The organism is Dactylosporangium sp. CA-233914, assembly GCF_050942935.1.
Taxonomy (GTDB): Bacteria; Actinomycetota; Actinomycetes; order Mycobacteriales; family Micromonosporaceae; genus Dactylosporangium.
In genome coordinates, this window is the sequence record NZ_CP192030.1 from 11,913,572 (window position 1) to 11,934,577 (window position 21,006).

General features: G+C 71.3%; 14 protein-coding genes. 7 read left to right on the forward strand and 7 right to left on the reverse strand.

The features are described from left to right. The first annotated feature begins 283 nt into the window (after positions 1-283). Positions 284-2,086, forward strand: coding sequence for a hypothetical protein (locus tag ACQPY0_RS53160; protein ID WP_432979645.1), 1,803 nt, complete (start codon positions 284-286; stop codon positions 2,084-2,086). Between the two features lie 20 nt (positions 2,087-2,106). Here ACQPY0_RS53160 and pruA read toward each other — a convergent pair whose 3' ends face one another. Further along, positions 2,107-3,726 carry an L-glutamate gamma-semialdehyde dehydrogenase gene (gene pruA / locus ACQPY0_RS53165; RefSeq protein WP_432979648.1) on the reverse strand — a complete coding sequence of 540 codons (1,620 nt, stop codon included), beginning with the start codon at positions 3,724-3,726 and terminating at the stop codon, positions 2,107-2,109. 164 nt (positions 3,727-3,890) lie between these two features. On the opposite strand from pruA, the gene ACQPY0_RS53170 reads away from it, so the two are divergent. Further along, positions 3,891-4,760, forward strand: coding sequence for a hypothetical protein (locus tag ACQPY0_RS53170; protein ID WP_432979651.1), 870 nt, complete (start codon positions 3,891-3,893; stop codon positions 4,758-4,760). On the opposite strand, the gene ACQPY0_RS53175 is transcribed toward ACQPY0_RS53170, so the two are convergent. Next, a complete protein-coding gene (locus tag ACQPY0_RS53175; RefSeq protein WP_432979654.1) occupies positions 4,744-5,259 on the reverse strand; it encodes a DUF6912 family protein in 516 nt (171 codons plus the stop codon). The two genes, ACQPY0_RS53170 and ACQPY0_RS53175, sit on opposite strands and share 17 nt — an antisense overlap. Positions 5,260-5,376: 117 nt before the next feature. On the opposite strand from ACQPY0_RS53175, the gene ACQPY0_RS53180 reads away from it, so the two are divergent. Then, positions 5,377-5,613 (forward strand): helix-turn-helix domain-containing protein, encoded by a 237-nt coding sequence (locus ACQPY0_RS53180; RefSeq protein WP_432979657.1) that lies wholly within the window; start codon positions 5,377-5,379, stop codon positions 5,611-5,613. A 233-nt stretch (positions 5,614-5,846) separates the two neighbouring features. Continuing rightward, positions 5,847-6,815 carry an Rv3235 family protein gene (locus ACQPY0_RS53185; RefSeq protein ID WP_432979660.1) on the forward strand — a complete coding sequence of 323 codons (969 nt, stop codon included), beginning with the start codon at positions 5,847-5,849 and terminating at the stop codon, positions 6,813-6,815. A gap of 1,310 nt (positions 6,816-8,125) precedes the next feature. Here ACQPY0_RS53185 and secA read toward each other — a convergent pair. Then, positions 8,126-11,044 carry a preprotein translocase subunit SecA gene (gene secA, locus ACQPY0_RS53190; protein WP_432979663.1) on the reverse strand — a complete coding sequence of 973 codons (2,919 nt, stop codon included), beginning with the start codon at positions 11,042-11,044 and terminating at the stop codon, positions 8,126-8,128. Between the two features lie 172 nt (positions 11,045-11,216). Between secA and ACQPY0_RS53195 the strand changes: the two genes are divergently transcribed. The 3 genes from ACQPY0_RS53195 to ACQPY0_RS53205 are packed head-to-tail and all read left to right on the forward strand — an operon-like array spanning position 11,217 to position 14,579. Next, positions 11,217-12,365: a GNAT family N-acetyltransferase gene (locus ACQPY0_RS53195; protein WP_432979666.1), complete on the forward strand. Its 1,149-nt coding sequence runs from the start codon at positions 11,217-11,219 to the stop codon at positions 12,363-12,365. Further along, positions 12,362-13,414 carry a GNAT family N-acetyltransferase gene (locus ACQPY0_RS53200; protein WP_432979670.1) on the forward strand — a complete coding sequence of 351 codons (1,053 nt, stop codon included), beginning with the start codon at positions 12,362-12,364 and terminating at the stop codon, positions 13,412-13,414. The genes ACQPY0_RS53195 and ACQPY0_RS53200 overlap by 4 nt, the downstream gene beginning before the upstream one ends. 40 nt (positions 13,415-13,454) lie before the next feature. Further along, positions 13,455-14,579 (forward strand): glycerophosphodiester phosphodiesterase, encoded by a 1,125-nt coding sequence (locus tag ACQPY0_RS53205; RefSeq protein ID WP_432979673.1) that lies wholly within the window; start codon positions 13,455-13,457, stop codon positions 14,577-14,579. Between the two features lie 206 nt (positions 14,580-14,785). On the opposite strand, the gene hpf is transcribed toward ACQPY0_RS53205, so the two are convergent. From hpf to mtrB, 4 genes are all read right to left on the reverse strand, one after another. Beyond that, positions 14,786-15,424, reverse strand: a complete 639-nt coding sequence (gene hpf, locus ACQPY0_RS53210; protein ID WP_432979676.1) for a ribosome hibernation-promoting factor, HPF/YfiA family — start codon at positions 15,422-15,424, stop codon at positions 14,786-14,788. A gap of 1,004 nt (positions 15,425-16,428) precedes the next feature. Beyond that, complete coding sequence (locus ACQPY0_RS53215; RefSeq protein WP_432979679.1) at positions 16,429-17,139, reverse strand: ComF family protein; 711 nt, start codon at positions 17,137-17,139, stop codon at positions 16,429-16,431. Between the two features lie 106 nt (positions 17,140-17,245). Then, positions 17,246-19,108, reverse strand: a complete 1,863-nt coding sequence (locus tag ACQPY0_RS53220) for an LpqB family beta-propeller domain-containing protein (RefSeq protein WP_432979682.1) — start codon at positions 19,106-19,108, stop codon at positions 17,246-17,248. A gap of 230 nt (positions 19,109-19,338) precedes the next feature. Beyond that, positions 19,339-21,003: an MtrAB system histidine kinase MtrB gene (gene mtrB / locus ACQPY0_RS53225; RefSeq protein WP_432979685.1), complete on the reverse strand. Its 1,665-nt coding sequence runs from the start codon at positions 21,001-21,003 to the stop codon at positions 19,339-19,341. Positions 21,004-21,006: the final 3 nt, after the last annotated feature.

Here is a 21,006-nt window from a genome sequence, read left to right on the forward strand (position 1 = left end):
AGGCGAGCGCCGCCACGCCGGACCGCCCCGCACGGCCCGGATGGCACAAAGACGGGAGTCGTACCGCAGGTGCCACCCCCGGCCGCGCAGCTCGGCACGGGAGCGCAGGTATGCCCCGCCCACGCTGCCACCCGTGCCGGCCTTGGTGCCGATCCGCCGCTCAGTCAGTCTGGACAGGGATGGTCACTGTACGTGAGCCGCCCGCCCCGCTCCCCGAACTGGACGTCGGCCCAGTTGCAGGCGGATTCCTAGGCCACCGCCGCACGCTATAAGGTCACCTGTCGTGACGAGAGGCGCGCTGGTCCGTTGGCTGCAGGGTCTCGAGGCTCACGAGCTCGGCGAGGTGCTGCGCCGCCGCCCGGACGCGCTGAGCGCCCCGTCCCCCGGCGACCTGGCCCAGCTGGCCGCCCGCCTGACCGCCCGCACCGCGGTCGCCGAGGTCGTCGCCGCACTCCCGCTGCCGGCCCTGCAGGTCATCGAGGCCCTGGCCCGCCTGGGCGAGCCCCCGATCCCCCGCACCCGATTGGCCGAGGCGCTGGGCCGCGCCCCCGACGACGCCGAACTCGACGCCACCCTGCGCGTCCTGAGCCAGCGCGCACTGGTCTGGCCGGATGGCGACGACCTCTGGGCCTCCTCGTACCTGCTGCTGGACGCCAAGGCCCGCACGCCGGATTCGGGAGTTCCGGGCCCAGGCAGTTTCGGGCCGGACGATTCAGGACCCGGCGATCCCGGACCGAACATTTCGGATTCAGGCGCTTTGTCCGAGCCGTTCGAACCGGTTCCCCCGGCTCCCGCCCTGGTCCCCGCCGACCGCGCCGCGATCCGCGCGACCGCCGCCGAGTCCGCCCAGGCTCTGCTCGACCACGCGGAGACGATCCTGGAGGCGGCGGCCGACCACCCGCTGGCCCGCCAGCGCAACGGCGGCGTGGCAGCCCGCGAGCACGCCCGGCTGGCCGACGCCCTGGGCGTCGACGAGGCACTCGCCGCCCACTTCGCGGATGTCGTACTCCAGGCGGGCCTCCTCGGCCCCGACGGCGTCCACCTGCAGCCGACGACCGCCGCCACCGCATGGATCGCGGCGTCCCCGCCCGACCGCCTGGCCCGCCTGCTCGCGGGCTGGTGGTCGGGCCGGCCTCTCCGCCAGGTCCTCGTCCGCGTCCTGCACAACCTCCCACCGGACACCGCGGTCGTCGGCCCCGGGTCGCTCGCCCCGCTGATCCGCTGGACCGCTCCCTTACCGTCCCGCGAGGCGCCGGACCTCCCCGGGACGGTGGGCGGCCTGCTGGCCGAGGCAACTCTCCTGGGCGTCTGCGCGATGGTCGCCTCGGACACGTTCGCGATCAGTCCGGTGGGCCGCGCCCTGGCCGACGGCCGCTCGGTCGCCGAGGTGGCCGCCCACCTCCTGCCCGAGCCGCCGGCCCCGGACCCACTGCACGTCCGCGCCGTGACCAGCGTGGTGCTGAGCGACGACGAGGACCTGCTGGACACCGTGGTCGCCGCCCTGCACCTGGAGCGCCTGGCCCCGACGGTCGCCGCCTCCCAGGAGTCCCCGGCCGAGACCGTCGCCGCCCTGAAAGCCGCCGGCTTCACCCCGGAGCGCAACGGCCTGCGACTGACCCTGCGCCGCGCCCCGTCCCCGCGGGCCGCTTCTTCGCCCTCGTCCCCGCGAACCGCCTCCTCGCCGTCCGTGTCCCCGGCCCCACGGGCCACCGTCTCCTCGCCCGACCGGACCGCGCCGCGGTCCGGCTCGCCCTCGCCGTCCCGGACGGCAAGGCCGACGATCGACGCCGCCGAGCTGGCGCGCCGGCTGACCGTGCCGATGCAGCGCGACGCCACCCCGCTGGACCAGATTCGCCGCCGCGCCCCGCAGCTGCGCCCGGAGCAGGCCCAGCTGCTGGCTAACGCGGTGGAGCACGGCACCCCGGTCTGGATCCGCTACGTCGATGCGAACGGCCGCACCTCGGAGCGTGTGATCGAGAACGCCGAACTGTCCGGCTCCGTCATCGAGGCCTGGTGCCGCCTCCGTCGCGACGACCGCGCCTTCGCCCTGGAGAAGATCGTCGCCGTCGCCCGCCCCCGCGCCTGAGCCCTGCGCGTCCCGAACCGTCAGCCCATGTGCGGGTAGCGGTGGTCGGCCGGCGGGACGAAGGTCTCCTTGATCGTCCGGGGCGAGGTCCAGCGCAGCAGGTTGTGCCACGAGCCGGCCTTGTCGTTGGTGCCCGAGGCGCGGCCGCCGCCGAAGGGCTGCTGGCCGACCACGGCGCCGGTCGGCTTGTCGTTGATGTAGAAGTTGCCGGCCGCGAAGCGCAGGGCGTGCGTCGCGCGGTCGACGACCTGGCGGTCGGTGGCGAAGATCGAGCCGGTCAGCGCGTAGGGCGCCACCGACTCGGCCTGGGCGACGACCGCGTCGAAGTCGGCGTCCGGATACACATGGACGCCGAGGATCGGGCCGAAGTATTCGGTCGTGAACACCTCGTGCGCCGGGTCCGTGCACTCGACGACCGTCGGGCGAACGAAGAAGCCCTCCGCGTCGTCGACCGTGCCGCCGGCAACGACGGTGCAGGCCGGCGAGTTCTTGATCCGGTCCAGCGCCGCGGCGTGCCGGTCGAACGCGCGCCGGTCGATGACCGCGCCGCCGAAGTTGGTGAAGTCGGTGACGTCGCCGTAGGCGAGGGACTCCGCGGTGCCGGCCAGCTCGTCCTTGATCCGGGCCCAGAGGCTCGCCGGCACGTAGGCGCGCGAGGCGGCCGAGCACTTCTGCCCCTGGTATTCGAACGCGCCCCGAACCAGCGCCGTGACCAGCGCCGCCGGGTCCGCCGACGAGTGGGCGACGACGAAGTCCTTGCCACCGGTCTCGCCGACGACGCGCGGGTAGGAGCGGTACACGTTCTCGGCGACCGTGCGGTTGAGCGTGCGGAACACCGCCGTCGAGCCGGTGAAGTGGATGCCGGCCAGCTCCGGGTCGGCCAGTGCCACCTCGGAGACGGCCAGGCCGTCGCCGGTGACCATGTTGATCACGCCGGGCGGCAGGCCCGCGGCCTCGAACAGACGCATCGTGTAGTGCGCGGCGAGCTGCTGGGTGGGCGAGGGCTTCCAGACGACCGTGTTGCCCATCAGCGCCGGCGCCGAGGGCAGGTTGCCGGCGATCGCGGTGAAATTGAAGGGCGTGATCGCGTAGACGAACCCCTCCAGCGGGCGGTGGTCGAAGCGGTTCCACACCCCGGCCGAGGAGCTGGGCTGGTCGGCGAGGATCCGCTGCCCGAAGTACACATTGAAACGCAGGAAGTCGATCAGCTCGCAGGCCGAATCGATCTCGGCCTGGACCGCGGTCTTGGACTGCCCCAGCATCGTCGCGGCGTTGAGCGTGTCCCGCCAGGGGCCGCTGAGCAACTCGGCGGCGCGCAGGAACACGGCGGCGCGCTCGGCGAAGGGCAGGTCCCGCCAGCCCGGCGCGGCTCGCTTGGCGGCGGCGACGGCCTTCGCCGCGTCGCCGGTCGTCGCGTTGTGCGTCACGCCCAGCACATGGCGGTGCCGATGCGGCTGCACCACGTCGATCGGCTCGCCGGCGGCCATCCGCCGCTCGCCGTCGATGGTCATCGTCAGCTCGTGCCGCTCGGCCGCCAGCTCGCCGAGACGGCGCTGCAGGCTCGCCCGTTCCGGGGCTCCGGGGGCGTATGCGTGCACTGGCTCGTTTACGGGCTCGGGCACGTTGAACAGGGCATCCATGAGGGTCTCCCACGTCGTCTCGGCAGCGTTGGCGAGGTTTTCCCTATCCTCGCACGCGCCGCGAGTGGCGCCGGATTCCGATCACCGAGCGTCACATTCGACTACCTTCCGTATCCAAGCACGCGTCGTGGCACTGCTCGCGGACTCGCGTACGCTGCTAGCTCGTGGGTACGAAACGCGCAGAGCAGGCCGAGCCGATCGTGAATACCTGGCGCCCGGCGCGCGCTGTGTTCGTGGCCGGATCCGCGCTCGTGCTGCTGTTCCTGACCCTCTTCTCGGCGTTCGGACACGTCCCCGGCCCCGCGGTCGCCGCGCTGGTGCTGCCGGGTGTGCTGACCCCGACCCTGATCGCCGGGGCGGCCGTCGGCGTGCTGGCGGTGGGGCGCTACGCGGCCGAGGCCGGGACGCGCCGGCGGCTGCTGCTCGGCGGGCTCGGCGGCCTGCCGGTCGGGCTGCTGGCGATGGGGGGCATGCTCTTGGCGTACCACTCGGGACCGTCCTTCGGCCTGGTCGCCGCCACCGTCTGCGTGGCCGGCGTCCTTGGTGGCCTGGTCGCGGCGGCGAGCCCGATCAGCGCGATCGCGGCGGGGGCGGCCGCCGGCGTCCTGGCCTCCGGGGCCGGGCTGCTGGTGGCGTACTTCCAGAACGACCTCGTCGACCTGTTCGGTAACCAGGAGACGGTCGGGAGCATGGCCGACGCGGCGTACCGGCTCCAGATGACGACGTCGATCGCCAGCGGCATCGCGGCGGGCATCATGGCGTTCGTCTACCTGCGCCGCACCGAGCTGGCACTTCCCTGGCCGTCGTACCCCCTGGCAGGCTCCCTGCCCGGGCTGCTCACGCTCGGCGCGGCGCTGGTCGGCTGGCTCGGCGGCCTGCCGCTGTCCCACGCGGTCGCGAAGGAGAGCGAGTTCGACGCGGCGATCATCGCCAACCGCCTGCCGGAGCAGGTCAACCACGGCCTGATCCTGCTGTTCGCGGGCGCGTTCGTGGCGATGATCCTGGTCGGGCGGACCCTCAAGCGGGCTGGCTGACGATCTGGTCCAGCTCGGACGGGTCGTACCACTCCAGCTCGTGGTCCTCCGCACCGTCCACGGTGAACTGCGCGTCCGGGTCCCCCGCCTCCGCCTCCTCGACGACGTCCGCCGCCGCGGCGACGTCGGCCTCGGCCGCCTGACCGTCCACATGGATCGCGGCGACCGTCCGCAACGCGATGCGGCCGAAGACCTCGACGAGGCTGGAGCCGAGCTCGAGTCCATTCATCTTCAGTACTGTCCCGGGCAGATCGACGGAGACGACGACCCGGCGGCGGGGCGCCTTGGCGTCGTTGCGCAGCAGCCGCAGGGCACTCTGCGCGGCCCGCGTGAAGGCGACATACTCCAGCTCCTCCTCGTCGCCCTCCGCGTACCACTCCCGAAGCGACGGCGTGACGGCGTGCGCCTCGACGGGCGGCGGCAGCTCCCCGCTCTCCCGAAGGACGGCAAGGTGAGCCAGAGTCGCCGGCAGGTACACGCGCGTGAGATCCGTCGTCACGCTCCCTGTACTACACCCTGACCCGCCTTTCGACACGCATGTCGGGCGTGTCGGTTTGTTTGGGGCCGTACGACGTTGCCACAGCCAACTGAAGGCTAACGATGGCAAACTGAGGCGATGGAGCCACGATTCCTGCTCATGGCCGACGTCGCCGAGCAGTTGAACGTGTCGACGTCGCAGGTGTACCACATGGTCCGCAGCGGGGAGCTGCCTGCGATCAAGGTCGGCGGCCGCGGCCAGTGGCGCATCGAGCGGATCAAGCTCGAGGAGTACATCGAGCGCAAGTACGCCGAGACGGCGGAATGGGTGCGCAGCAATCCTCTGGTCGAACGGGACGAACCGGACTTCGAGTGAGTCAGCGTTCGGGACGAACCGCCCATTGATGGACACGGGTACGGCGCCCGCGCGAAAGGACGATTGGGCCTAACCGGACATAGGCCAACGTAAGCCTACGCACGATCCTTGACGCTCCCGCGCGCCCTGGATACAACGGTTACTGGAGGCAAACGAAAGCAAACGTAAGCATCGGGGGGCTTCTCATGACGGTGATCACCGAGCAAGGTCCGCGTCGGAGCGGCCGGTCGCGCATGCGGCGGGCCTTGACCGGCGCCGCCGTCGCGGCCGGTTCTGGCCCCTGCCCCACGGCCCACACCGAGCCGAGCCAGCCCGACTTCGGGCGGGCGTCCCGGCGAGCGGGGCGCGCCGCCCTCGTGCTCGTGACGCCGGCCAGGTCGACCGGCCGGGCGAAGCCCACACTGTCCGTCAAGGCGGAGGCCGCGCCCGCCGACGACTCGGGTCCCAGACCGGGCGTCGAGACGCGGCCGCCACTCGCCGACGACGTCGGGCCCGAATCGGCGCTCAAGGAGGACCCCGCCCGGGCCCTCAGGGCAATGCCCACGCTGGCCCCCAAGACGCGGCCCGAGCCGGCCGTCAAGGCGAAACCTCAGCGCGGCGCCGGAGCTTCGGCCGGGCCGGCGGTCGTCACCAGGTCCGGCCCGGGCGTCGTGCTGCGCATGCCCCCGGCGCTGGACCCGCCGCCAAACGATCCGAGGTCCGCGGCGCCGCCGGAGTCCGCGGGCGCGCCGAGCGCGGGCATGGACCCGCTGCCGCTCGAGTGGCCCGGCACCCTGCCCATGTTCCAGCCGCCCCCGCCTCCGCGCCAGCCGCAGCCGGCCCCGCCGCCACCGCGTGAGCGCTCAAACGCCTACCCGGCCGCCCAGCGGTTCGTCGGCCTCTGCGTGGAGATCCTCAACGGATACCGCCCGCCCGGCCAGCTCCGGCCGATGACCCACCCGCAGCGCTTCGCGGACATCAGCGACCAGATCCTGCGGCGCACCGTGCGCGTCCGGATGAACCCGAGCCAGGCGGCCCGCCAAGGCACCCTGGTCCGCGCCCGCCGCCTCCTGCTGTCCGAGCCCCTGGACGGCATCGCGGAGGGCGTCGTGGTCCTCGAACACGGCGACTCCACCTGGGCCATGGCGATCCGCCTGGAGAAGAGCAACCGGCCGGGCTTCGGCGTGCTCGGCTGGATGTGCACCGTCGTCCAGGTCGTCTGAGCCACCACACCGCTTGGCGCGTTGGGCCGCCCCGGCACGGGGCGGGGCGGCCCGACCCGCCGGCACATCCGCCGCTCGCGCCTCGGGGAGGGACGGCACGAGCGGCGGCACCGGAGGTGCGTCGTTCCCGGATTCGGTGGGCCGGGACGACCACCCCACGGCGGCCATCGCGCCCATACGTGCCGGGGCGCGATGGCCGCCACCCCCCACCACGCGTACCCCCGGTGTGCTCGGTCGCTCTGGAAGCAGCGGGTGCACTGGGTTCCACTCCCACCGCCACCCAGACGCGGCCGCCGCGGGCTGAAAGGGCCCAGACCGCGGCGGCCGCTTTCACGCCGGGCCCGCCCGACACACACCTCCGGCCTGGGAGGACTGGCCGCACGGGACAGTAGCGCCGGCGTCGGCCAGGAAAGGCGCCCAAGAAACGGCTCGCAGAAGGAAGAAGAAGGAAGAAAGGGGTCAGCCAGGACTCGCGGATGCGAATCCTGCGGCCTGCCCTGCTCCAGGAGAGATTGAACCCACCATCATGAGCGCGGCCGCCGCACTCCCCCGTGATCACACATTTGCGGCGGCCGCTCCTCCTCCTTCTTCTTCTCTCGAAGCAGAGGCGGAGAGCGCCACCGAGCCGGCGCCGGCCGCACCTGGCCCTTCGAGGGTCCTTGCGGTGCTCCACGCGCAGGACCAACACCAGGCCAAGCTGGACGCGATGTGACAGGCCGAAACCAGCCACGCACACGTTGGACCAACACCAGGCCAAGGCCCAGGCCGGACCGCGGTGCGACAGGCCGAAAGCGGTCCCCGGCCACGCCGAAGGCCAAGCCAAGCTAAAAGCCACCAGCCACACGCAGGACCAATGCCAGGCCAAGCCGGACGCGGCGTGACAGGCCCAGAGCAGTCCCCCGGCCACGCCGAGAACCAAGCCAAGGCCGAAAAGCCACATACAGGACCAAGCCAGGACGAGACGCCAGTCGGGCGGGTCCGGCCTCACGAGGAACGAGCCGGATCAGGAATCCGGCCGGGGCGGTCAAACGCAGGCCGAGCCGGGCCGAGAACCAAGCCGCAACGGCCGAAGGCCGAGCTGGGTCCGGTCACGCGGAGGGGGCGAGCTGGCCAGGTCAGGCCGGAACAGCATGGCCACGCTGCGGGGCGATGTGGGCGTGCAGGGTGGGCTTCGGGCTGGACTGGGTCGGGGTGGAGCTTCGACGGGCCGCGGACGGCTTCGCCGGGAAAGGGACCAGGCCAGGCCGATGTCGCACGGCCTGGCCTGGTCAGGAGTTAAGGCGGGTTGGTCAGGAGTTAAGGCAGGTTGGTCAGGCCGAGCCGCCGGGGGCGCCGTGGCAGCGCTTGTACTTCTTGCCGGAGCCGCACGGGCACGGCGCGTTGCGGGACGGACCGTTGCTCGCGACCGCCTGGCCCGGGGAAGGCTTGCGGGCGTCGGAGTTCGGGGCCGGCGGGCCCGAGCGGCGAGCCGTCGGGGACGGGCGCTGGCCGGCCGTGGCGCCGTCCGGGGAGCCGATGCCCAGGGCCGGGGCCTGCTCCTGCTCGATGACCACCCCGGCCTCGCCGGCGGCGCCATCGATGGCCGGGGCCGAATACTGCAGGGCGCGGGGCATGCGGCTGCCGCCCAGGCCCTTGGCGCGGATCTCGACCTGCGGCTCGGGCAGCGGGACGGCCGGAGCCTCGCCGTCGATCTCGGCCTCGGCGGGGGCGCCCTCCGCGACGGCCTCCTCGACGTGGACCTCGAGGTTGAAGAGGAAGCCGATGGCCTCCTCTTTGATGCCGTCCTGCATCTGCTGGAACATGTCGAAGCCCTCGCGCTGATACTCGACCACGGGGTCGCGCTGCGCGTAGGCGCGGAGGGTGATGCCCTCCTGCAGGTAGTCCATCTCGTAGAGGTGCTCGCGCCACTTGCGGTCGATGACGTTGAGCAGGACCTGGCGCTCCAGCTCGCGGACGGCCTCGGCGCCGAGCTCCTCCTCGCGGCGGTCGTAGGCGGCGTGGGCGTCCTCGATGAGCTGGACGCGGAGGAACTCGGGGTCGATCTGGCCGCCGCCCTCCTCCTCGAGGTCCTCGATCGTGACGCCGACCGGGTAGAGCTGCTTGAGGCTGGACCACAGCTGGTCGAGGTCCCAGTCCTCGGCGGTCTCGCCGAGGGAGGTGGCGCCGACGGCGTAGGCGCCGATCACGTCGTCGATCATGTTGCGGACCTGCTCGCTGAGGTCCTCGCCGTCCAGGACGCGCTTGCGCTCGGCGTAGATGACCTTGCGCTGCTTGTTGAGGACCTCGTCGTACTTCAGGACGTTCTTGCGGATCTCCGCGTTCTGCGCCTCGATCTGGGTCTGCGCGCTCTTGATCTGGCGCGTGACCATCTTGGACTCGATCGGCACGTCCTCGGGGATGTTGAACCGGTCCATGACGGCCTCGACCGCGCTGGCGCGGAAGCGGCGCATGAGCTCGTCCTGCAGCGAGAGGTAGAAGCGCGACTCGCCCGGGTCGCCCTGGCGGCCGGAGCGGCCGCGGAGCTGGTTGTCGATGCGGCGCGACTCGTGGCGCTCGGTGCCCAGGACGTAGAGGCCGCCGGCGTCGGTGACCTCGTCGGACTCGTCCTCGACGAGCTTCTCGAACTCGGGGAGGAGCTCGGCGAAGGCCTTCTCGTACTCCTCCGGGCTCTCTTCCTCGGTGATCCCGCGCTGGCGCAGCTCGGCGTTGGCGAGGTACTCCGCATTGCCGCCGAGCAGGATGTCGGTGCCACGGCCGGCCATGTTGGTGGCGACCGTGACCGCGCCCTTGCGGCCGGCCTGCGCGACGATCTCCGCCTCCTTGGCGTGGAACTTCGCGTTGAGCACGGCGTGCGGGACACCGCGGCGGCGCAGCAGCTGGGAGAGCAGCTCGGACTTCTCGACCGACACGGTGCCGACGAGGATCGGCTGGCCGAGGCCGTGGCGCTCGACGATGTCGTCGACGACGGCGTTGTACTTGGCCTTCTCCGTCTTGTAGATGACGTCGGGGTGGTCGAGGCGGATCATCGAGCGGTGCGTCGGGATGGAGACGACGCCCACGTTGTACACCTTGTTGAACTCCGCCGCCTCGGTCTGCGCCGTGCCGGTCATGCCGGAGAGCTTGGCGTAGAGGCGGAAGAAGTTCTGCAGGGTGATCGAGGCGAGGGTCTGGTTCTCCTGCTTGATCTCAACGCTCTCTTTGGCCTCGATGGCCTGGTGCATGCCCTCGTTGTAACGCCGGCCGTGCAGGATGCGGCCGGTGAACTCGTCGACGATGAGGACCTCGCCCTCGTTGACGACGTAGTCCTTGTCGCGCTTGTAGAGCTCCTTGGCCTTGATGGCGTTGTTGAGGTAGCCGACCAGCGGCGTGTTCACCGACTCGTAGAGGTTGTCGATGCCGAGCTGGTCCTCGACCTTGGTCACGCCGCGCTCGGTGACGGAGATGGTCCGCTTGGACTCGTCGACGTCGTAGTCGCCGTCGCCGTCCTTGCCCCGCTTCAACCGGTTCACCACGCGGGCGAACTCCTGATACCACCGGGCGGACTGCTCGGCCGGGCCGGCGATGATCAGCGGGGTGCGGGCCTCGTCGATGAGGATCGAGTCGACCTCGTCGACGATGGCGAAGTTGTGGCCACGCTGGACAAGCTCGTCCTTCGACCAGGCCATGTTGTCGCGCAGGTAGTCGAAGCCGAACTCGTTGTTCGTGCCGTAGGTGATGTCGCAGTCGTAGGCGGCCTTGTGCGCGCTCGAGGGCTGGTTGGGAAGCACCGTGCCGACGGTGAGGCCGAGGAAGCGGTGGACGCGCCCCATCCACTCGGCGTCGCGCTGGGCCAGGTAGTCGTTGGTGGTGACGACGTGCACGCCCTTGCCGGACAGCGCGTTGAGATATGCCGGGAGCACGCAGGTGAGGGTCTTGCCCTCACCGGTCTTCATCTCGGCGATGTTGCCGTAGTGCAGGGCCGCGCCGCCCATGATCTGTACGTCGTAGTGGCGCTGGCCGAGCACCCGGGAGGCCGCCTCGCGCGCGACCGCGAACGCCTCCGGCAGGATGTCGTCCAGCGTCTGACCGTCGGCGAGCCGCTCCTTGAACTGCTCAGTCATGCCGGCGAGCTCTTCGTCGGTCAGGTCGGCATACTCGTCCTCCAGCGAGTTGACGGCGTCGGCGACGGCCTTCAACCTGCGCACCATCCGGCCCTCGCCGGCGCGGAGGATCTTCTCGAAAATCGACACGGGTCAGCGCTCCCTCAAACGTCTGCGACCCATCGTAGGCGGCTTTCCCGCCGACTCGCCGCCCCCGCCCGCCTACTCTACGGACACCAGGTATCAAAACGGTATAAATCACCCGAGGTCCCGCGGAAATATCCGTCTCAGGGCGCCGGGTGATACGGCAGGATCGGCGTTCATGGACCCGATCGAACTCGCCACCGGTGACGGACTCGTCCTGCGCGCCTGGCAGCCCGAGGACGCCGAGGACGTGTTCCGAGCGTGCCAGGACCCGCTCATCCAGCGCTGGACCATGATTCCCGTCCCCTACCTGCGCGAACACGCCGAGGACTTCACCGGCGCGGTCACCCGGGCGGCGTGGGCGGCGCAGACCTCCGCGCCGCTGGGGGTGTTCGACGCCCGCTCGGGTGAACTGCTCGCCTCGGCCGGCCTGGTCTCACTCGACCTGCCCAACCGCAACGCCGAGATGGGCACCTGGGTGGCTCCGTGGGCCCGCGGCCGCCGCGTCGCCGAACGCGCCGGGCGAGCGGTCGCGCATTGGGCGTTCGAGGTGCTGCGGCTGCGGCGGCTGACCTGGCGCGCCGAGGTCGGCAACCACGCCTCCAAGCTCAGCGCGGAGCGGATCGGGTTCACGTTCGACAGCGTCATGCGCGCCGGGCTGCCCGCGCGCGGCGGCGGTTTCGTCGACGGCTGGCACGGTGTGCTGCTACCCGGCGAGGTCTGCGACACGCCGCCGGCCTGGGTGGCGCCCGGCGGCCCCGGCGCGCGGCGGGCGCGGGCGCTGAGCAGCCCGCCGGAGCGCCTGCCGGCCGGCCCGTGCACGCTGCGCACCCTGCGCGAGAGCGACCTTGACGACCTCGTTGCGACGTTTCGCGACCCGGCCACGGTGCAGTGGACCTCGATTCCGCTGGACTACCGGCCCGAGCAGGGGCTGGACTTCATCCGCAAGGCGTTCCCGGCCATGTGGCTGCGCGGCACCGGCGCCGGTTTCGCGTTCGCCGACAGCGATGACCGCTTCGTGGGCACCGCCGACCTGCGCTTCAGCCCGATGGACCCGGTGACCGCGGAGGTTGGCTACTCCGCCGCACCCCGGGCGCGCGGCAAGGGCTACACGACCGAGGCCGTGCGGGCCCTGTGTGCTTACGGATTCGACCGGCTGGCGATCGGTCGTATCGTATGGCGGGCTCATGTGGGAAACGACGCGTCCCGCCGGGTGGCGGAGAAGGTGGGATTCCGGGTGGAGGGCGTGCAGCGCGCCAGCTGCGTCCAGCGCGGCGAGCGCGTCGACGGCTGGATCGCCACCCTGCTGCCCGGGGACCTGCGGTGAGCATAGCCCTGCGGCCGTGGCGGACGGGCGACGCCGACGCCATCGTCACCGCCTGCAACGATCCTTTGACGCAGCGGTACCTTCCGATGCTCCCGAACCCCTATGAGCGCTCGGACGCGCTAGCGTTCATCGGGCGGGGCGACACCCAACGGGCCGTGATCGACGCGGACACCGACCAGGTGCTCGGCGCCGTCGGCTACGCGCCCAAGGGCGAGGGCGTCGCCTCGGTCGGCTACTGGGTCGGCCCCGCGCACCGCGGGCGCCGGGTGGCAACGGGCGCGCTGGAGATGCTCGGCACCGAGCTGTTCAAGAGCGGATTTCAGCGTCTGTACCTTGAGATCGAGGCCGACAACCTCGCCAGCCAGCGGGTCGCCGTGTCGGCCGGGTATTCCCGCGAGGGCATCGCGCGCGGCGCCGGGCGTCGGCCGGACGGCTCGCGGTTCGACATGGTCGTCTGGGCGCGGCTCGCCGACGACCCGCCCGGTCCCAGCCCGCGCGCCCTGCCCGACCTTCCCGGCGGCCGGCTCACCGACGGCGTCGTGGTCCTGCGGCCGCTGCTCGCCGATGATGCGCACTCGACGTACAACTTGAGGATCCTGCCCGACGTGAGCGGCCGCTCCGTCGTGGGCACGCCGCTGGACCCGGCCGTCGTCGCACGGCAGTGCGCCGAGTCCGGCTCGAAATGGCTGGCCGGCGTCCGCTCCGAGATGACGATCCGCCGGGCGGACGGCGATCTATATCTCGGCGAGATCGCGCTGTACTACGCCGAACCGGTGCTGAAGGAGGCCATGATCGGGTACAGCCTCACGCCGGAGGCGCGCGGACATGGTTACGCCGCCCGGGCCGCCCGCCTGGTGACCGACTGGGGCTTTGACATCGGCATGGCGCGCATGATCGCCGGCACCGCCACGGACAACGTCGCCTCGCAGCGCGTGCTGGAGGCGGCTGGGTACACCCGCGAGGCGCTCCAGCGCGAACGCCTGCCCGGACCCGACGGCGCTCGCATCGACAACGTTGCGTTCGCCAAACTGCGCCCGGCGGTTACCTGATCGTCACGTGACGTTGCCATCGGCCCTTTTTCGTAGGGCCATGCGTCGTCGTGCAGTGATTTCGGGCATGGGTGCGGCCGCCGGCGCGGCCGTCCTGCCCGCCGCCCTCGTCAGCCCCGCTTACGCCGCCGGCACCGACCGGGACCGCCACCGCCCGGCCCGCCCGCTGGTGATCGGCCACCGCGGTGCCAGCGGCCACCGCCCCGAGCACACCCTGGCCTCGTACCGCCTCGCGATCGACCTCGGCGCCGACTTCATCGAGCCCGACCTCGTGCCGACCAAGGACGGCCAGCTCGTGGCCCGCCACGAGAACGAGATCGGCGGCACCACGGACGTGTCGACCAGGCCGCAGTTCGCCTCCCGCAAGACCACCAAGACGATCGACGGGGTGACGGTGACCGGCTGGTTCACCGAGGACTTCACCCTCGCGGAGCTCAAGACGCTGCGCGCGGTCGAGCGGCTGCCCTCCGTGCGGCCGCACAACACCATCTACAACGGCCTCTTCGAGATCCCGACCTTCCAGGAGGTCATCGACCTCGCCCGCGAGGAGGGCCGCCGCGTCGGGCGCACCATCGGGGTGTACCCGGAGACGAAGCACCCCACGTACTTCAACTCGATCGGCCTGCCGCTCGAGCCGCTGGTCGCCAGGGTCCTCAGGCGCAACAACCTGGCCGGGCGCAACGCTCCCGTGTTCCTGCAGTCCTTCGAGCCGACCAGCATCAAGAAGCTGCGCGGCCTCGTCGACACGCCGTCGGTCGTCCTGCTCGACCAGGCCGGCCAGCCGTTCGACTTCAAGACCAGCGGCGACCCGCGCACCTGGGCCGACCTCGCCAAGCCCGCCGGCCTGGACTACCTCAAGGCGTTCACCGACGGCGTCGGCGCGACCAAGAACCTGGTCATCGCCCGGGACCCGGCCGGCAACCTGCTGCAGCCCACGCCCCTGATCAAGGACGCGCACGCCCGCGGGCTCAAGGTGCACTCGTGGACGTTCCGCAACGAGAACCAGTTCCTGCCGCTGAACCTACGCGTCGGCGACGACCCCAACGCCTGGGGCAACGTCCTCGAGGAGGTCAGGCTGTTCCTGGCCGCCGGCCTCGACGGCGTCTTCGCCGACTACGCGGACACGGCGTACCTCGCCCGCGATCTGCACCTCGCGGGGCGCTGACACCGCTTCCCGGCTCCTGGCTTCTGCTCCGGCTTTTGGCTGCTGACTTTCTTTTTGCTGGTGGCTTTGCGCCCGGCCCAGCCGGGCGCCTCTCACCGCGTTGGCGGGCGCTCACCGCGTTGGCGGGCGCTTTGCCGGGTCACTGGGCTTTATCCCGATTTTTCGGTTTTAACGGGCGGGCCGGAGGTCCGGCCCGCCCGTTCGGTTCACATGCCGAGGCTCATGACGCCGTAGTCGTACGCCCGTCGGCGGTAGACCACGCTCGGACGCCCGGACTCCTTGTCGTTGAACAGATAGAAGTCGTGACCGAGCAACTCCATGTGGAACAGCGCGTCGTCCACGGTCATCGGCTCGCCCGGGTGCTCCTTCTCCCGCACGATGTGCCAGGGTTGGTTGTCGGCCTCTTCGAGCAGGTCGAAGCCGTCCTCCCGGTCGGCCGGTTTTACTTTGGTCGCGAGGGCCGTGCCGTCAAAACGCTCCGGCGGCGTGAACGCGAGCGACGCGGTCGCCTCGGCAACGGAGACCGGGGCGCGCCGGCCCCTATGGACCCGCCGGCGATCGGCAGCACGGCTCAGCCGGCTGTCCAGCTTGCCGATCGCGTTGTCCAGGGCACTGTAGAAGTCGGCGGCGCAGGCCTCCGCCCGGATCACCGGACCACGCGAGTAGCACGTGATCTCGACACGCTGACAGTGATCGGATTGGCGCGGATTGCGCTCGTGAAACAACTCGACGTCGACGCGGATGAGCTTATGGTCGTAACGCTCGACCTTCTGCAGCTTGTCAGCGACGTGCTGCCGGTAGTGGTCGGGCACCTCGACGTTGCGGCCCTTGACGACGATGTCCACTCCTGACCTCCCCCACGGGTTCTTCCAGAGAAACGGGTTCGGGTTTCGGTTACGAGACTCGGCCGGAACGCGCCTCCCCAGAGGCTGAGCCCACGCGGTACGCGACCGAAAAGCGGGTGTCAGGTCCTCCCTTCGCGGCCTCCTCGCCGCGGCTCGCCGTGAGCGCCGCCGTGGCGAGCATTGGTCGTCTCTCGACGTTAAACCGAGGACAGCCGCTAGTCACCCCTCGTTCAGAAGAACGATCAGTCCTCGACCACAAACCCACCCCGAGGGATTACCCCACGCTACGCAGGAAGTAACATTCCGTACAAATCGGGTAATTCTCGTGTTCCCCCGCTGACGTTGCGTAGCGCCCTTTCCTCCTCGCCCGCACGCCCGCCGCGGCCCCAATCGACTCCCCACAACCAGTCATACGAACGTACCCACGCCAGGGTTCGCCATGTGCGATCCAGCGCCCCGCCGACGGCGACCGCGACGCGACAGCCAGGCACACCCAGCCACGCCACCTCCGGCGGATCGCAAGGTGGTCCGCAGCACGCTCGTCCCGTGGCGCAATCACAGCCCGGTTCAAGCGGATCGCAAGGTGGTCCAGGGCGTACTCCCCCGTGGGCGGGATCGCAGCCGGTTCCGGGCAGACCGCGAGGCCGACCCGCAGCGCACTTGTCCCGCGGCGCAATCACAGTCGGCTCCCGGCAGATCGGCAAGGCCGGCCCGCGGCGCGCCTGTCCCGTGGTGCAATCACAGGCCGGCGCCCGGCGGATCGCGAGGCCGATCTGCGGCGTACTCCCCTGTGGCGGGATACAGCCAGAGCCCAGCAGATCGCAAGGCCAACCCGCAGCACGCCTGTCCCGTGGCGCAATCACAGGCCAGCGCCCAGCAGATCGCAAGGCCGGCCCACGGCGCGCTTGTCCTGTGGTGGAATCACGGCCGGCTCCCGGCAGATCGCAAGGCCGGCTCGCGACGGGCCTCATCGCGACGACCTGGCCACTGCCACGACGGCCGGTCTATCGGCCACGACGGCCGGTCTCACGGTGGCGCTGCGTGGCGGCCAGCACTACGGCCCGATCGACCCGCACGCCCGCCTCGGCCAGCCGATGCGTGGCGGCCGCAAGGGTCGCTCCGGTGGTGACGATGTCGTCGACGAGCACGACCGCTGCCCCGGCCCGTCCGAGATGCCGCCGCAGCGCCGCAGCCCGATCCGGCCGCACCGCGAATGCCTCCCGCGCCGCGATCGCCCGCCGCGCGGCGGACAACTCAGCGGAGTCACCGGCGCGCGGCAGCGCCTTCAGCGGCCGCGCCACAACGGCGTCGGTCACGTGACGCGCCGCCGCCCGTGTCAACCGGAGCATGTGATCCCCGTGCCGCTTCCGAACGGCCGCCGCGGTCGCCGGCACGGGCACGAGCACCACCGCACCGCCGCCGACCGCCCGGTCGACGACCCGCGCGAGCAGCCCACCGAGCGCTCCGGTCAACTCGTGGCGGTTCTCCTCCTTGTACTGCACGATCGCCCGCGACAACGCCCCCGCATACGCCGCCAGGGCAAACGTGGGCGGCAGCCCCTCGGGCTCGGGATCGGGCCGCGTCCACTGCGGCCGCGCCCGCGCAAGCGCCTCCTGGCACCGCTGACACAGCGCCCGGGCGGCCAGCACGTCGCACCCCGCGCAGGTCGCCGGCAACACCAGGTCAACCAGCCCGTCCACCAGCTCGCCGGCCACCCCGCCAATCGCCGCCCGCCACCGACTCCCCCGCCGTTCACGACCCACGCCAGTCCCGCTCACCGCAACCCGCCCAAACTCAGACCACCCACCGCTCGTGCTCGGGTCAGTCGGCGAAGAACGGGGCGGTCGGCAGCTCCACGCCACTGGATGGCTGGGGGGCCGCCGCGCTCTTGGGCTGCAGGGGCTCGGTGGCGTTGAAGTACAGCTGGCGGGCCACCCCGTTGGATTCGAACATGATCGGGTAGTCGATGCTCTCCAGCGGGTTGTTCATGTGCGCGACCAGGGCGCTCACCTCGAACTGCGACGCCGCCTTCGGGGCCAGCGGCAGGGGGCGCTCCTCGGCGCCGTCGATGGTGATGGCGACCAGGGAGTAGGCAGGCTCGCCGTGGGCCGGGACCGGGCTGGGCTTGCCGCCGACGGCCAGCGCCGTCTCGGTCAGCCAGGCCACGGCCTGGTTACTGCCGAGCGTCGTGGTGATCTCCTGCGGCGCGCCGATGCTGAACTTGCCGGTGCCGTTGTCCAGTTGCAGCGGGGCCACCATCAACGCCTTGCCCGCAACGAACGCGATCCGCCGCCCCTCGGGCGCGACGGCGAACGCCGTGATCGGCGACATCGTGCTGCTGACGGCCACCGGTTCGAAGGTCCGGCCGCTCTCGTCGGTGCTGACGAGCAGCCGGGCCCCGTCGGAGATCATCAGGCGCCGGGCCGGGTAGGTAATAAACGCCGGGCGGCTCAGCCGTGCCCCGGCGACGTCGGTCCGGACGTACTTCGGCGGGTTCGCCACCGGCAGATCCGGCGAGCTGACGTAGAGCCGCTGCTCGTTCTTGCTCTCCTGCCGCACGAGAGCCGCCTTCGTCGCCGACCGGTTCAGCGCCGCGGAGACGACCGCCTTGTTGGTGTCGCTCGGCGCGAACAGCGGCAGTTCGCCGCTCGACGGGATGTTCACGGTCCGGACCTCGCCGCCGGCGACCGCGTATCGCTCCTGGCTCACCTCCGACGCCTCCACGGCGGCGTTGTCGTCCTCGAAGCCGTCGGTGGTGGTGTTGTACGGCTGAGTCTCGATCGACAGCAGCACCGGCTTGTGGTCCGGCAGCGACCAGCGAATCTGCCGCGCCAGGCGGTTCAGCTCGGCGGCGCTCTTGCCCGCCGCCTTGCCACCGAGGTTGATCTTGACGTCGTCGTTCTCGATGACCGGGTTGTCCTTGAAGTCGAACGTCTCCGGCCAGCTCGCCGCCACGCCCTGCCCGCCCTGCCCGCTCTGCAGCCAGGACGCCGGCCCACGGTTGAGCCACCGCAGGATCTCGCTCACCTGCTTGGTCCGCGAGAGTGTGCTCGGCATGTATCGCAGGTCCGGCACCAGCTTCGAGGCATCCGAGCCCGTCGCCCAGAAGTAGATGGGCTGCTGGACATACCAGTTCTTGAAGCCCGTCTCGCTGATGTACAGCTTGTCCTGCGGCACTACGTCGAGGCGCGGCTTGCCGCTGACCGTCGCGACCTCGTAGGTGAACGTGATCGCCTCGTCATCCGGCTGGGCCGGCGTGACCTGGCCGCGTTCGTCGATGACGCCGATCGGCTCCAGCCGGGTCGGGATGGTGACCCGCCCGCCACCGACCTGGTTCTCATGCTTGTCCGGGTCGTCGCGCACGATGACGAGGCCGCCCCCGGAAGGCTTCCACCTGGCGGCCATCTGGTCCGTCATGAACTGCCGCATCCGGTCGAGGGTCTCCTTGCCCGCGTCCGACTCGCTGCCGTCCCCGCCGAGGTTGGCCCCGACCCCGGACTGCAGGAACAGGTCGAGCAGCCCAGACGCCGTGCTGTCGTCCGACGGAACCGGCGGCGACTTGACCACGCCCTGGGCCGCGGCCGGACTCTGCGGCGGTCCGGCGAACTTCGGCTCCGTCCGCGACGGCAGCCCGCACCCGTTGAGCGCTGCCAGGGCCAGCAGCGCCGCGACCACCACCAGCACCGCCGACCCGGCCCGCCGCCGTCGCCCGGCCGGCGGCGCCTCGGCCGTGCTCGCCGGACCGCCCGCGGCCCCGGTCCTGGCGCCGGCCGGAACCGAGCGCCGAAGCGATACACCGCCGGGCGACGGCCGGAAGGCGGAACGCGCCGGGCGGGGGCCGGCGGGTGGGGACGAGCCGGGGGCGTGTGCGTCGGGGACGGACGAGATGTAGGGCCAGAACCTGGAGCGATCTGTCATGGGGTCTCGCCGATCAGGGCGGCCTCGTCGGCGCGAGCGTCGTCCGGCACGAGGCGCAGGGGCGAGGACACCAGACGGTCGCCGCCGTGGGCCGGAAGGGTCAGGCGGAACTGGGCGCCCTTGCCCGGCGCCCCCCAGGCCTCCAGCCAGCCGCCGTGCAGGCGGGCGTCCTCCAGGCTGATGGACAGTCCCAGGCCGGTGCCGCCGGTCTGCCGGGCGCGCGACGGGTCGGCGCGCCAGAACCGGTTGAACACCAGCTTCTCCTCCCCCGGCTTGAGGCCCACGCCGTGGTCGCGAACGGTCACCGCGACCGCGGAGCCGTCGGCGGCCAGGGTGACTATGACCGGCTTGCCCTCGCCGTGCTCGACGGCGTTGCCGACCAGGTTACGCAGCACGCGCTCGACCCGGCGCGGGTCGACGTCGGCGATCACCTCGGCCTCCGGCACGACGATCTTCAGCTCGACCTTGCAGCGCTCAGCGAGCGCCGTGAGCTGCTCACCGACGCGGCGGACCACCGGCACCAGGTCGGTCGGCTCGGCGTCGAGCGCGGCGAACCCGGCGTCGAACCGGCTGATCTCCAGCAGGTCGGTCAGCAGGCTCTCGAACCGGTCGAGCTCGGCCTGCAGCAACTCGGCGCTGCGCGCCGCCGCCGGGTCGAACTCGTCGCGGTAGGCGAAGAGCAGGTCGGCAGCCATGCGCACGGTCGTCAGGGGCGTCCGCAGCTCGTGCGACACGTCGGAGGTGAACCGCCGTTGCAGGCGCGACATCTCCTCCAGCCGCACGATCTGGCGCTGCAGGTTGGCAGCCATCTGGTTGAAGGCGGCGGCAAGCCGCGCCAGATCGTCCTCTCCTCTGACCACCATGCGCTGGTCGAGCAGGCCGGCCGACAATCGCTGGGCGGTGCGCGCGGCTACCCGAACCGGCGTGACCACCAGCCGGGTCATCATGGCCGCGATCAGGGCGAGCAGTGCCACGAGCGCGATGCCGGTGCCCGTCACCACGGCGCCGGTGAACTGCACGAGGTTGTCCTCGGTGCGCAGTGGTATCACGTAATACAGCTCGATGGGGACCGAACCGACCGCCACCGGCGTGCCCAGCACCAGGTATTTCTGCAGCCCGTTACCGATGTCGAGGGTCGCGATCTGCTGATAGGTCCCGCTCTTGGGGCCGACCACGAGGGTGCGCAGGCCCCGGACCGAAGGTTCGTCCATGACGGACGAATCGCCCTGCGGCGGCCAGACGGCGCTGAGGTTGCCGCTGCGGCGCAGCATGATGACCTCGGCCTGCTGGTTGTTGATGGACGCGTAGAGCTGCGTGACCACGTTGCGCAGGTTGGGCGGCAGGCTCGGGTCGTCGGCCTGGGTGAAGCCGGCCAGCTCCCGCATCGCATACTCGGCGCCGTTGTTGATGGCGGTCTCGGACTGGTCGAGCTTGTTCTGCAGCACGCCGTTGCTGATCAGCGACGCGACCGTGTAGCTGAAGGCCAGCACGAGCGCCGCGGACAGCGACAGCGTGATGCCGACGACCCGGAACTGCAGCGAGCGCCGCCACTGCCGGCGGACGACGGCCCACAGCCGACGCAGCCGCCGGCTCACGGCCTGCGGGACCAGCCGCCTGGGCCTCAGGCGGCGGGCCCGCACGATGATCGGGTCGATGCGCACCAC

Excerpts from the sequence above, each read along its gene's own strand:
- pruA (WP_432979648.1), bottom strand. The coding sequence starts at position 3,726 with ATGGATGCCCTGTTCAACGTGCCCGAGCCCGTAAACGAGCCAGTGCAC.
- ACQPY0_RS53180 (WP_432979657.1), top strand. The coding sequence starts at position 5,377 with ATGGAGCCACGATTCCTGCTCATGGCCGACGTCGCCGAGCAGTTGAAC.
- ACQPY0_RS53185 (WP_432979660.1), top strand. The coding sequence starts at position 5,847 with ATGCGGCGGGCCTTGACCGGCGCCGCCGTCGCGGCCGGTTCTGGCCCC.
- ACQPY0_RS53195 (WP_432979666.1), top strand. The coding sequence starts at position 11,217 with ATGGACCCGATCGAACTCGCCACCGGTGACGGACTCGTCCTGCGCGCC.
- ACQPY0_RS53205 (WP_432979673.1), top strand. The coding sequence starts at position 13,455 with ATGCGTCGTCGTGCAGTGATTTCGGGCATGGGTGCGGCCGCCGGCGCG.